Here is a 12,502-nt window from a genome sequence, read left to right as displayed (position 1 = left end):
GCGCCCCTGACATAGCGTTATCGCACGGTTACTTGCCGATGCGCGCGTGCATTTCCTGCACCGAAGTGACCTGCTCGGTCGGATCCGCTTTCAGCGCCATCGCGGTGGCGAAGCCGCCGTTCAGCGTAGTGTCGTAGTGCACCTTGTACTGCAGGGCGCTGCGGCGAATCAGCTTGGAGTCTTCAATCGCCTGACGGCCGGCCGTGGTGTTGACGATGTAAGTGTACTCGCCGTTCTTGATACGGTCCTGAATGTGCGGACGCCCTTCGTGCACCTTGTTGACCAGGCGCGGGTTGATGCCCGCTTCGCCCAGCACCACCGCGGTGCCGTGGGTTGCGTCCAGCTCGAAGCCCTGCTTCAGCAGGCTGGCGGCCAGGTCGACCACGCGGGCTTTATCGCCTTCGCGCACCGACAGCAGCGCGCGGCCCTGTTTCTTCATGCCCGAGTTGCTGCCCAGCATCGCTTTGGAGAAGGCTTCCGCGAAGGTGCGGCCCACGCCCATCACTTCCCCGGTAGAGCGCATTTCCGGCCCCAGAATCGGGTCGACGCCCGGGAATTTGTTGAACGGCAGCACCACTTCTTTCACCGAGTAGTACGGCGGGATGATCTCTTCGGTCACACCCTGCTCAACCAGCGTTTTGCCCGCCATCACGCGCGCGGCCACCTTGGCCAGCGGCACGCCGGTGGCTTTGGACACGAACGGCACGGTACGCGCGGCGCGCGGATTGACTTCAATCAGGTAGACTTCGTTGTCTTTCACCGCGAACTGCACGTTCATCAAGCCGCGCACCTGCAGCTCGAACGCCAGTTTTTCCACCTGGCGACGCATCACGTCCTGAATTTCCTGGCTCAGGGTGTATGCCGGCAGCGAACACGCGGAGTCGCCGGAGTGCACGCCCGCCTGTTCGATGTGCTCCATGATGCCGCCAATCAGCACACGCTCGCCGTCGCAGATGGCGTCGACGTCCACTTCCACCGCATCGTCCAGGAAGCGGTCCAGCAGCACCGGCGCATCGTTGGACACGCTGACCGCGGTCTGGAAGTAACGGCGCAGGTCGGTTTCGTCATAGACGATTTCCATCGCCCGGCCGCCCAGCACGTAGGAAGGGCGCACCACCAGTGGATAGCCGATGCCCGCCGCCTTCTCCACTGCCTGCTCGATGGCGGTGACGGTGGCGTTGGCCGGCTGCTTCAGGCCCAGGCGGTTTACCGCCTGCTGGAAGCGTTCGCGGTCTTCGGCGCGGTCGATGGCGTCCGGGCTGGTGCCGATGATCGGCACGCCTGCGGCTTCCAGCTCGCGCGCCAGCTTCAGCGGAGTCTGGCCGCCGTACTGTACGATAACGCCTTTCGGCTTCTCGATGCGCACGATTTCCAGCACGTCTTCCAGCGTTACCGGCTCAAAGTACAGACGGTCGGAGGTGTCGTAGTCGGTGGAGACGGTTTCCGGGTTACAGTTGACCATGATGGTCTCGTAGCCGTCTTCGCGCAGCGCCAGCGAGGCGTGCACGCAGCAGTAGTCGAACTCGATGCCCTGGCCGATACGGTTCGGCCCGCCGCCCAGCACCATCACTTTCGGCCGGTCGTTGGTCGGATTGGACTCGCACTCTTCTTCATAAGTGGAGTACATGTAGGCGGTGTCGGTGGCGAATTCCGCCGCACAGGTGTCCACGCGCTTGTACACCGGGTGCAAACCGTGGCTGTGGCGCAGCTTGCGAATTTCGCTCTCGGCGACGCCGGCCAGCTTGGCCAGGCGCGCATCGGCGAAGCCTTTGCGCTTCAGGGTGCGCAGGAACTCTTTGTTCAGGCCGTTGATGCCCGCGTCGGCCACCTGCTCTTCCAGGCGCACCAGCTCTTCAATCTGCACCAGGAACCAGCGGTCGACGTTGGTCAGGTTGAAGACGCCGTCGACCGACAGACCGGCGCGGAAGGCGTCGGCGATGTACCAGATGCGGTCGGAACCGGCGTCTTTCAGCTCGCGGCGAATTTTGGTCAGCGCTTCCGGATCGTCCAGGCTCACTTTCGGGTCGAAACCGGTGGCGCCCACTTCCAGGCCGCGCAGCGCTTTCTGCAGCGACTCCTGTTGGGTGCGGCCGATGGCCATCACTTCACCGACCGACTTCATCTGGGTGGTCAGGCGATCGTTGGCGCCGGCGAACTTCTCGAAGTTGAAGCGCGGGATCTTGGTGACGACGTAGTCGATGGACGGCTCGAACGACGCCGGGGTGCGGCCGCCGGTGATGTCGTTCATCAGCTCATCGAGGGTGTAACCCACCGCCAGCTTGGCGGCGATCTTGGCGATTGGGAAGCCGGTGGCTTTCGACGCCAGCGCCGAAGAGCGCGATACGCGCGGGTTCATTTCGATGACGATCAGGCGGCCGGTTTTCGGGTTGACCGAGAACTGCACGTTGGAGCCGCCGGTTTCGACGCCGATCTCACGCAGCACCGCCATCGAGGCGTTGCGCATGATTTGGTATTCCTTGTCGGTCAGGGTCTGGGCCGGCGCGACGGTGATCGAGTCGCCGGTGTGGATGCCCATGGCGTCGAAGTTTTCGATGGAGCAAACAATGATGCAGTTGTCGTTCTTATCACGCACCACTTCCATCTCGTACTCTTTCCAACCGATCAGCGATTCGTCGATCAGCAGCTCGTTGGTCGGCGACAGATCCAGACCGCGTTCGCAGATTTCTTCGAACTCTTCACGGTTGTAAGCGATGCCGCCGCCGGTACCGCCCATGGTAAAGGAAGGACGGATGATGCACGGGAAGCCGACGTCAGCGGCAACCGCCAGCGCTTCTTCCATGGTGTGCGCGATGCCGGAGCGCGCGGTATCCAGACCGATCTTCTTCATCGCCACGTCGAAACGGCGACGGTCTTCGGCCTTGTCGATCGCATCGGCGGTGGCGCCGATCATGGTGACGCCGAACTCGGCCAGTACGCCCTGACGCTCCAGCTCCAGCGCGCAGTTCAGCGCCGTCTGGCCGCCCATGGTCGGCAGCACCGCATCCGGGCGCTCTTTTTCGATGATCTTGCGTACCACTTCCCAGTGGATCGGCTCAATGTAGGTAGCGTCGGCCATTTCCGGGTCGGTCATGATAGTCGCCGGGTTGGAGTTGACCAAAATGACGCGGTAGCCCTCTTCGCGCAGCGCTTTACACGCCTGGGCGCCAGAGTAGTCGAACTCACACGCCTGACCGATAACGATCGGGCCCGCGCCGAGGATCAGGATGCTTTTTATGTCTGTACGTTTTGGCATTTTTTACTGCTCCTGATTATTTGGCGTTAGAACGGTAAGTCTCAATCAGTTCGATAAAGTGATCGAACAGCGGCGCGGCGTCGTGCGGGCCAGGGCTGGCTTCCGGGTGCCCCTGGAAACTGAACGCCGCCTTGTCGGTGCGGTGAATGCCCTGCACCGTGTGGTCGAACAGCGATTTGTGCGTCACGCGCAGGTTCGCCGGCAGGTTATTCTCGTCTACCGCAAAGCCGTGGTTCTGCGCGGTGATCATCACGGTATTGTTGTCCAGATCCTTCACCGGGTGGTTGCCGCCGTGGTGGCCGAGCTTCATCTTCATGGTTTTCGCCCCGCTGGCCAGCGCCAGCAGCTGGTGGCCCAGACAGATGCCGAACACCGGAATGTCGGTTTCCAGGAACTGTTTGATGGCGGCGATGGCGTAGTCGCACGGCTCCGGGTCACCCGGGCCGTTGGACAGGAAGATGCCGTCCGGATTCATTTTCAGCACCTCGTCGGCCGGGGTCTGCGCCGGCACCACGGTCAGGCGGCAGCCGCGATCCACCAGCATGCGCAGGATGTTGCGCTTGGCGCCGTAGTCGTAAGCCACCACGTGGAAAGGCAGTTCCGCGGCGGTTTTGGCTTCAGGCAGGTCGCCTTCAAGCGTCCAGCTGCCTTGCTGCCAGCTGTAGGCCTCTTGGGTCGTGACTTCTTTCGCCAGATCCATGCCCTTCAACCCCGGGAAACCTTGCGCCTTGGCCAGGGCCAGCGCGGCGTCCGGCGTATCGGCGGCGACGATGCAGCCGTTCTGGGCGCCCTTCTCGCGCAGCAGGCGGGTCAATTTACGGGTATCGATATCGGCGATCGCCACGATGTTGTGACGCTTGAGGTAGTCGGACAGGCTTTCTTCGTTGCGGTAGTTGCTGGCGATCAGCGGGAGGTCACGAATGACGAGGCCTTGGGCGTGTACTGCGGAGGATTCTTCGTCGGAAGCATTGGTGCCGACATTGCCGATATGAGGATAAGTAAGAGTAACGATCTGGCGGGAATAGGAAGGATCAGTGAGGATTTCTTGATAACCGGTCATCGACGTATTGAAGACCACTTCCCCCACTGCCGTTCCCTCTGCCCCGATGGCCCGACCGTGGAATTGGGTTCCGTCTTCCAGAACCAATAGCGCTGACTTAATCAAAACATCCTCCGAGGAATAATCAATCACAATATTTGCATATTAATTCAGATATCGCGATCTAAATCAATGCAAAAACCGTCCGCGAGGCCAATTTTTGGCAAATTGGGCGCATTTTAATGATGAGTGTTCGGCTTGTCTACCCAAACTGCCATTTTTTGTTTTATTTTTGCAGTTTTCGGTGCCCAAGCGGCTTGAGCGGCGATAAAAACACAGAAAACCGGGGCTGGAAAACGGTTGCGAGGCCGAATGACGGAAAACGGCGCCGGAACGGGCTAAAATAGACGTTAAAATAGCCTCAGGCGGAGAAAAACAAGGTAATTAGCAAGATAAACATCAACAAACACAACCTTTAAAACAAAAAATAAACCAAAGCCACATTTATCATGTTAAAAAAAAAGGACAATAAAATTATTGTCCGATTATCATAGCATTATGATCAATACACCCACATCACTATGGTATGCAAATCAATTATAACTGCTCGAGATTCAGCACATCTCGCATATCAAACAGGCCTTTATCTCGATTATACAGCCAGACTGCCGCACGCACCGCGCCGCTGGCAAAAGTCATGCGGCTGGAAGCTTTATGGGTGATCTCCACCCGCTCACCGATGTCGGCAAACATCGCGGTGTGCTCGCCGACGATGTCGCCAGCGCGAATGGTGGCAAAGCCGATGCTTTTCGGATCGCGCTCGCCGGTATGGCCTTCGCGCGCATAGACCGCGCAGCTTTTCAGGTCGCGCCCCAGCGCGCCGGCGATCGCTTCGCCCATCGCCAATGCCGTGCCCGATGGCGCATCCACTTTGTGGCGGTGGTGCGCCTCAACGATTTCGATGTCGGTATAGTCGCCCATCACTTGCGCGGCCTTCTCCAGCAGTTTCAACACCAGGTTGACGCCGACGCTGAAGTTGGCGGCAAACACGATGCCGATATGCTGCGCCGCATCGCGGATCGCCTGCTTGCCGGCGTCATCGAAGCCGGTGGTGCCAATCACCATCGCCTTGTGGTGCGCCACGCAAAAATCCAGGTAGCTCCGCGTGCTTTCCGGACGGGTGAAGTCGATCAGAATGTCGAACTCGCTCGCCACTTTCTCCAGGCTGTCGCTTACCTTGACACCCAGCGCGCCGATGCCCGCCAGCTCACCGGCGTCGACGCCGATCAGGCTGGAGCCCGGTCGCGACAGCGCCGCGCCCAACACTACGCCTTCCGCCTGCTGCACCGCCTGGATCAATTGACGGCCCATCCGGCCGCCGGCGCCCGCAATCGCAATGCGGATTTGTGAATCTTTCATGCTTGCTCTCTTCTTGATTTAACGCGTATCCCATTAATCCATCGATTCAGGGTAACTGCCCCGCTTGCGCGCCGCCAGAGGATTCATGACATCATTAGAAAATGATGATATTCCCCCGCTTCCATCAGCGGCGCTGTCATAAGATTAACATTCAACCGATTTGGCGGCCTGCGGCGATTGTACATAATCATGCAGTTTCCATTGAGAAAAAATGCAGAAAAAAGGCGCCGAAAACGGCGCCTGGGAAGGAGGTGCAGCGAGATCAGGCGGTAATAGCCGCCACTTCGTTGGCTATCGCCGTTAGCGCATCGTGGCGGGCATAATCTTCACGCACCAGCGCCGCGCGTTGGCGGTAGATCGGCTGCTGCAGAATACGCGACGCCGCCGCCAGGATCTGTTCTGCGCTCGGCGTGCTGGTGTGCAGGCTGATGCCGCAACCGGCAGCGACCACGCGCGCCGCCGCCTCCAGCTTATCCTCGCCGGTGCCGGCGACGATCAGCGGCACGCCGCTGTCCAGCGCATAGTTGATCGAGCCATAACCGCCGTTGGTGATCAGCAGCGACGCATGCGGCAGCCAGCGTTCGAAGGAGATAAACTCCCGCACTCTGGCGTTGTCCGGCAACGCGTCCATCAGCCCTGCCGTCGCCCGCCCGCCGGTGGTGGCCAACACCCGCACCGGCAGATGCGCCAGCGCCTGCAGCGTCGGCACGATCAGCTGATGCAGATCGACGTTGGCCAACGTGCCCTGAGACACGATCACCAGCGGCCGATCATCGTCCGCCTCCCACAGCGTCTCTTCCGCCGCCGGTTGACCGCCGCTACGCAGCGGACCGACGAAGCGCACGCCGCTCGGCAGATCGTCGCGCTCATATTCCAGCGCCGTGGTGGCCAACTGCAGGAAACGCTCGCAGCCGCCGATCAGCGCATCGGTAAACGGGCGAGTCAGCGCCCGCCCGCCCGCTTGCACCAGCGCCGCATCGAAGCTCCGCTGCACCTCATCAAGCAACACGCGCGTCTCTTCATCCACCAATTGCTCGCGGGTCAGCGCCTGCGGCAACAGCGCCGGCGGGATGCGCGGGCCGTAAAAAATGGCGTCACGCGAAGAATACGACAGCGGCGTAACGCCGATACCGAAGACCGGTGGCCGTTCGGCGGACTGCAACAGCGGCAATACGCCGTAGAAGCAGTTCTCCACCATCAACAAATCGGTCTTTTCGGCGGCAATGGCCGCACGCAGCTGCCGATCCAGCAGCGGGATCGGCGCGGCGAAGAAATCCTTCAGCGCCAGCGCCATCTGCGCATTGCCCGGCGGCAGCGCGGCGCGCTGCGGAAAGTGCTCTTCCAGGTGGCGATAATCGAAGTCCACCTGCGCGTCGAACGGTACGAAGTTCGCCCCAGCCGCTTCGGCGCGTTCGCGAAACAGCGCGCCGGTCATCACCCGCACCTGATGCCCTTGGGCGATCAGGTGACGAGCGATAGCTAACATCGGGTAGACGTGCCCCGGAGTGGCGACCGCCGCCATCAGTATCCTTGCCATAATGCTCCTTTACGCTTCTGCGTTGGCCGGCTTCAGCGCCAGATTGGCGCACACCGGGTTGCTCTGAATATGCACGCGCTGCAAATGACGCGCGGAACGGGCGGTAAAGCCCTCACGGCCGTGCAGCAGCGAGAAGTTGTCCGCCACGACCACGTCGCCCTGCTGCCACTGGTGGGCATAATAGTGACGCGGATCGTACAGGTGCTGCTGCAGGGTGTGGTGGAACTGTTCCTGCTGTTGCTCCGGCACACCGTGATATTCCAGCGCATGCTGGTTGAGGAATTTTTTGCCTTCCGTCGGCGGTTCATTGTAGCGCATGATCAATCCCCTGCCGTTCGGGTGCTGCACCACCAGCGGCGAACAGACTTCACCGCCGTAGTGCACCACCTGCTTAATGCGGTAAGTGATCGACACCGACAGCCACTGATCCAGCAGCGCTTCGTCCGCGTTGGCCAACAGTCGCGTGGTATCGACGAAGGTGGTGCATCCGCCTTCATCCTGCGATGGCGCCGCCACGCAGTGGAACAGCTGGAACTCGGGGATGGTCGGCTTATACATGCCATCCCAATGCAGCGGAACGTAGCTGCTGTCGAAGATATGATCCTTGGCGTCCGGATGTTCTTTCACGTCCAGCACCGCGCCGAACGGCCACATCATGATCTCGCCCCAGCGTTCGGCATAGCGAGTCAGGACATCCGCGTCGCTGAAACCGGAGTCGAATCCGCGCAGCACCAGCAAGTGGTGCTCCTGCGCCAGCGCCCGCAGTGCCGCCACCGGCAGTTCGCCGATCTTTTGCCCCGGGTGCTGCGGCGTCAGGATCGCGCCGAACGGGGTATTCAGTTGAATGTGGCAATCAAGCGGTTGGTTGTTCATCGGTGATTCTCCTTGCATCGAATGTGCTGCTCACACGGCAACGTGCCGTCAAAAACGCGCCCGCCAGGATTTCGGGCGCAAGGCCTGCAGAGGCTCAGGCCATCTGCGGCTGTTCGATCAGGTAATGGCTCGGCGTGCCGCGGATTTCCACCAGTTCGCCGTCCAGGCTCTGCGCGTCTTTGCGCTTCATCAGCACGAACTGGCCGTTCACGTTGGCCGCCACGCCGTGCCACGGCGTCAACCAGTCGTCTTTGGTCGGCATCATGTGGATACCCATCTTCAGGCTGTCGACCGGCTGCGGGTGAATCGACAGGCGGATCGCCGCCGGGAAGTGCTGCGCCAGCAGGTTGCCCCAGGCCCAGCTGCGCTGAATAACCCCGCAGGCGCGCTGTTTGGCGTCTTTCTGCAGTGCGGCGTTGGAACCGCTGTAACCCGGCAGTTGGCTATCTTCATACAGGAAGCGCGTGATGGCGCGATAAAGCAGTAAGCCCTGTTCGTCCTGCATCAGCTGTTGCTTGATCGCCTCCTCCGGTTCGGCATAGCCTTCCACCAACAGTTGGCGCAGCAGATCGTAATCATCGGTATGTTCGGCCAGGCCTTTGACATCCCCGAGGTTGAATACGCTGAGATGCGTCGCGCCCACTTCATGCAGCAGGTTTTCAATTTCGCGCTGGTAGTGGTTGATCGCTTCGTCACTGACGCGGATCAGATCGCCGAACACGTGGCCGTCGGAGCAGATAACGATATGCGCGCCCGGCGGGTAGTAGAGTTGAATGCGCTGGCATAGCGAATTGAGGAAGATCAGCGACAGACGCTCCGCCATGTCCGGCACCGCGCCGATCACCTTGTTGGCATTAGGCGATTTGGTCGGAAAGGCGGGCAGCACGAACTCGATGCGCTGTTCGTTTTCAATGAATGCCCGAATGCGCGGCAATTGCACCTGGGTGACCCGCCGCTCTTCATCGGCAATCGAGGTGCCATCACCGCCGGGGAAGCGGCGACGGTATTGCAATAATTCACGTAGTATCTTTAACGATATTTCTTCTTTCTGAGCGCTGTCCACAATGAGCTCCTGTTGCGATGTGGCGCGGGTGTATTATTGATAAGCGCAATAAGATTTATCAAAAAGAGAAAAATCCCTGCGGAATAATAACCAGCCCGGCGTTTATATGCTTCAGGCAATATAGAAGAGATGGTGCTATATTATTAGCCCGTATAACTCACAATCTTGGTTAATTTGTGCTTAACAAACTATGAGCAATATTTTAAGACGTATGGCCATTTTCTCAAAAGTGGTCGATTGCGGCGCATTCAGCATGGCGGCAAAAGAATTGGGCATGACGACTTCCGCCGTTAGCCAGCATATTCGCCAGTTGGAAGAACATCTGGGCATTCAATTACTGCTGCGCTCGACGCGCTCATTGAGTCTGACCGAAGCCGGGCTGTGCTTTTATGAAGATTGCCTGTTGATGATCCACGCCGCCGAACGAGGCCAACAACGGATCGCCGCGCTGCGCGGCGAACTGGTCGGTGAGCTGCGCGTCGCCACCTCCACCGAATTCGCCACTCACTACCTGGTGCCGGCGCTGCAAAGTTTTCTCGACGAACATCCCCGCCTCACGCTGCGGTTGGAAATCCATGATGAGAAGATAGATCTCATCACGCAGCGCATCGATCTGGCGATACGCGGCGGCGTGCTGGCGGACTCCAGCTACGTTTCCACGCGGCTGGCGCGCTGCCGCGAAGTGCTGTGCGCCTCGCCGGCTTACCTGGCGCATCACGGCGTGCCGGATTCGCCACAGGCGCTGACGCACCACCAATGGGTCACCTTTACACCGCTCGGCAACCCGCAGTTTGTTCGTCTGATCCACCGCGACGGCGGCGAGCACCGCATGCGCATGACCGGTCGCTTGTTCACCAACAGCGGCATGGCGATGAAGGAACTGGCGCTGACCGGCAAAGGCATCATTCGCAATTTCTTCGCCAACGTTGAGCGAGAATTGCGCAGCGGCGAACTGATAGAAATATTGCCCGACTGGCGATTACCGGAAATTAATTGCTATGCCATAATGCCGCGCAGGGAGATTCAGCCATTAAAAGTGCGACGATTACTGGAGCATATGAAGATCTATTTACAGAAGAAAGGATTAAACGCTCTAGAACAGATTCGCCAAGAATAAAATAAGAAACATCTGCAACACCACTATTGTAATTATTGTAATCGCGCTGCCAACACCAGGCTCATTTAGATTGCAGGCTAATGATATTCTGATTAATGACTTTATTATCAGACCATATAATTAATTACGCAGAAGCTATTTCAAATACTCAGAATAAATTTGGCTTTAGTTAGCAGAAAATTTGAATATTCGCAGGATTTTATTTTTAACGCCGCAGCCTGCCAAAAAAAAACGGGAAGCCTGAGCTCCCCGTGGTTATCGCTATTCACGCACCTTAATCGATCTGACGCACATCCACGCGCAGCTCTTTCGGCACTTCAAACACGATATTCTCTTCACGCCCGCTGATCTCATGCACGTCCAGGCCGCCCAGCGCTTTCAGGCGAGAGATCACCTCCTGCACCAGCACGTCCGGCGCTGAAGCACCGGCGGTGACGCCGATGTTGCGCGCTTCGCTCAGCCAGCTTTCCTGAATATCCGCCGCCGAGTCGATAAGATAAGCCGGTTTGCCGACGCGCTGCGCCAGCTCCGCCAGACGGTTGGAGTTGGAGGAGTTTTTCGACCCCACTACCAGCACCACGTCCGCATCGCCGGCCAGATTGCGCACCGCTTCCTGACGGTTGGTGGTGGCGTAACAGATATCATCCTTGCGCGGGCCGATAATACTCGGGAAACGCTGCCGCAGCGCGTCGATCACGTCCGAGGTATCATCTACCGACAGCGTGGTCTGCGTCATGAAGCACAGGTTATTTTCGTCCTTCACCTGCAGCTTCCACACATCATCCGGCGACTCGACCAGGTACATGCCGCCCTGCGGGTTGCTGTACTGGCCCATGGTGCCTTCCACCTCCGGGTGCCCGGCGTGACCGATCAGAATAGCTTCGGTGCCGCGGCGGCTGGCGCGCGCCACTTCCATATGCACCTTGGTCACCAGCGGACAGGTGGCGTCGAACAGCATGGTCAGATCGCGCGCCTTGGCTTCGGCGCGCACCGCCTGAGAAACGCCGTGCGCCGAGAAGATCAGGATAGAACCGTCCGGCACTTCGGCGATCTCTTCGATAAACACCGCGCCGCGCTCACGCAGGCTGTCGACCACGTAGCGGTTGTGCACCACTTCATGCCGCACGTAGATCGGCGCGCCATACAGCTCCAGCGCGCGTTCCACGATGCTGATCGCACGATCGACCCCGGCGCAGAAGCCGCGCGGGTTAGCCAGCAATATTTGCATGCGTCTCCTCCTGCTGCGGATCGATCTCCAGCACTTCGATATCGAAGGTCACTGGATGACCCGCCAGCGGATGGTTGAAATCGACGGTGATCGAGTCTTCCGCCACCGCGCGCACCACGCCCGGCATTTCGCTGCCGTCGATGGCGGTAAACAGCATGATGGTGCCCACGTCCGGCACGCCGGTTTCCGCGAAGTCGCGGCGCGAGAAGAACTGGACCAGATCCGGGTTCTCCGCGCCGAACGCCGCTTCCGGCTGCAGGGTAAAGGCGCATTTGTCGCCCGCGCGCAGGCCGAGCAAATGCGCTTCCAGCGGCGCCGACAGGCTGCCGTCACCCAGACGGAACAGCGCCGGTTTGCCGCTGCTGCGGGTGGATTCGGCGGTCGAACCGTCTTCCAGTTTCAGCGTAAAGTGAACCAGCACCGCGCTGTCACTGATAACCTGAGCCGTCATATTACTCACCTTTACTCTTTGCGCCTTTGCTCGCCGGCGACAGGAAACCTTCCAGCACGATCATCGCCGCACCCACGCAGATAAAGCTGTCCGCCAGATTGAAGGTCGGGTAGTGCCAATCACCGACGTAGAAGTCGATGAAGTCGACCACGAAACCGTGCCACAGGCGATCAAACAGATTGCCCAACGCCCCGCCGATAATAAAGGCGTAGGCGATGTTGTTCAGCTTCTGCTGCGCAGTGCTGCGATACATCATCACCAGCAGCACCGCGACGATGGCGATGGCGATGCCGGCGAAGAACCAGCGCTGCCAGCCGCCATGGTCGGCCAGGAAGCTGAACGCAGCGCCGTAGTTGCGCGCGTAAAACAGGTTGAACGACGGGATCAACGGCTGGGACTGGCCCAGCGCAAAGTTAGCGAGGATCCACTGTTTGCTGCCGAAATCCAGCACCAGCACCGCCACCACAACCCACAGCCAACGCAGGCCGGTCGAACAAATTGGTTTACTCATCAGGCGCGAAT

At 59.5% G+C, this 12,502-nt stretch carries 10 protein-coding genes; 1 reads left to right on the top strand and 9 read right to left on the bottom strand.

Going from position 1 to position 12,502, the window contains the following annotated elements:
• Positions 1 to 28: 28 nt before the first annotated feature.
• From carB to pvcA, 6 genes are all read right to left on the bottom strand, one after another.
• A complete protein-coding gene (carB, locus tag ATE40_RS00130; protein WP_019455031.1) occupies positions 29 to 3,253 on the bottom strand; it encodes a carbamoyl-phosphate synthase large subunit in 3,225 nt (1,074 codons plus the stop codon).
• A 16-nt stretch (positions 3,254 to 3,269) separates the two neighbouring features.
• Complete coding sequence (carA, locus tag ATE40_RS00125) at positions 3,270 to 4,418, bottom strand: glutamine-hydrolyzing carbamoyl-phosphate synthase small subunit (RefSeq protein ID WP_071532848.1); 1,149 nt, start codon at positions 4,416 to 4,418, stop codon at positions 3,270 to 3,272.
• A gap of 471 nt (positions 4,419 to 4,889) precedes the next feature.
• Positions 4,890 to 5,711 carry a 4-hydroxy-tetrahydrodipicolinate reductase gene (gene dapB / locus ATE40_RS00120; RefSeq protein WP_019455029.1) on the bottom strand — a complete coding sequence of 274 codons (822 nt, stop codon included), beginning with the start codon at positions 5,709 to 5,711 and terminating at the stop codon, positions 4,890 to 4,892.
• A 262-nt stretch (positions 5,712 to 5,973) separates the two neighbouring features.
• The gene (locus tag ATE40_RS00115) at positions 5,974 to 7,233 is read right to left on the bottom strand and encodes a glycosyltransferase (protein ID WP_063918139.1); all 1,260 of its coding nucleotides are present in this window, start codon (positions 7,231 to 7,233) and stop codon (positions 5,974 to 5,976) included.
• A 24-nt stretch (positions 7,234 to 7,257) separates the two neighbouring features.
• Entirely contained in the window at positions 7,258 to 8,121 is an 864-nt protein-coding gene (locus tag ATE40_RS00110) for a TauD/TfdA dioxygenase family protein (protein ID WP_019455027.1), read from the bottom strand.
• Between the two features lie 94 nt (positions 8,122 to 8,215).
• Positions 8,216 to 9,184: an L-tyrosine isonitrile synthase gene (pvcA, locus tag ATE40_RS00105; protein ID WP_063918138.1), complete on the bottom strand. Its 969-nt coding sequence runs from the start codon at positions 9,182 to 9,184 to the stop codon at positions 8,216 to 8,218.
• Between the two features lie 190 nt (positions 9,185 to 9,374).
• Here pvcA and ATE40_RS00100 point away from each other — a divergent pair, with 190 nt between their 5' ends.
• Positions 9,375 to 10,301 (top strand): LysR family transcriptional regulator, encoded by a 927-nt coding sequence (locus ATE40_RS00100; protein WP_025159628.1) that lies wholly within the window; start codon positions 9,375 to 9,377, stop codon positions 10,299 to 10,301.
• Positions 10,302 to 10,575: 274 nt separating this feature from the next.
• Here the strand turns inward: ATE40_RS00100 and ispH are convergent, their stop codons facing one another.
• From ispH to lspA, 3 genes are read right to left on the bottom strand one after another with little or no spacing between them, the layout of a single operon-like run.
• On the bottom strand, positions 10,576 to 11,529 hold the full coding sequence (ispH, locus tag ATE40_RS00095) for a 4-hydroxy-3-methylbut-2-enyl diphosphate reductase (RefSeq protein WP_004932946.1): 954 nt from the start codon (positions 11,527 to 11,529) through the stop codon (positions 10,576 to 10,578).
• Entirely contained in the window at positions 11,510 to 11,980 is a 471-nt protein-coding gene (gene fkpB / locus ATE40_RS00090) for an FKBP-type peptidyl-prolyl cis-trans isomerase (RefSeq protein WP_019455024.1), read from the bottom strand. The genes ispH and fkpB overlap by 20 nt, the downstream gene beginning before the upstream one ends.
• Position 11,981: 1 nt before the next feature.
• Positions 11,982 to 12,491, bottom strand: a complete 510-nt coding sequence (lspA, locus tag ATE40_RS00085; protein WP_019455023.1) for a signal peptidase II — start codon at positions 12,489 to 12,491, stop codon at positions 11,982 to 11,984.
• Positions 12,492 to 12,502 lie beyond the last annotated feature (11 nt).

Origin of the sequence: Serratia surfactantfaciens (assembly GCF_001642805.2) — a bacterium.
Lineage (GTDB): Bacteria > Pseudomonadota > Gammaproteobacteria > Enterobacterales > Enterobacteriaceae > Serratia > Serratia surfactantfaciens.
Note: the sequence above shows the minus strand (reverse complement) of the source record. Positions and strands in the feature narration are given on the sequence as shown.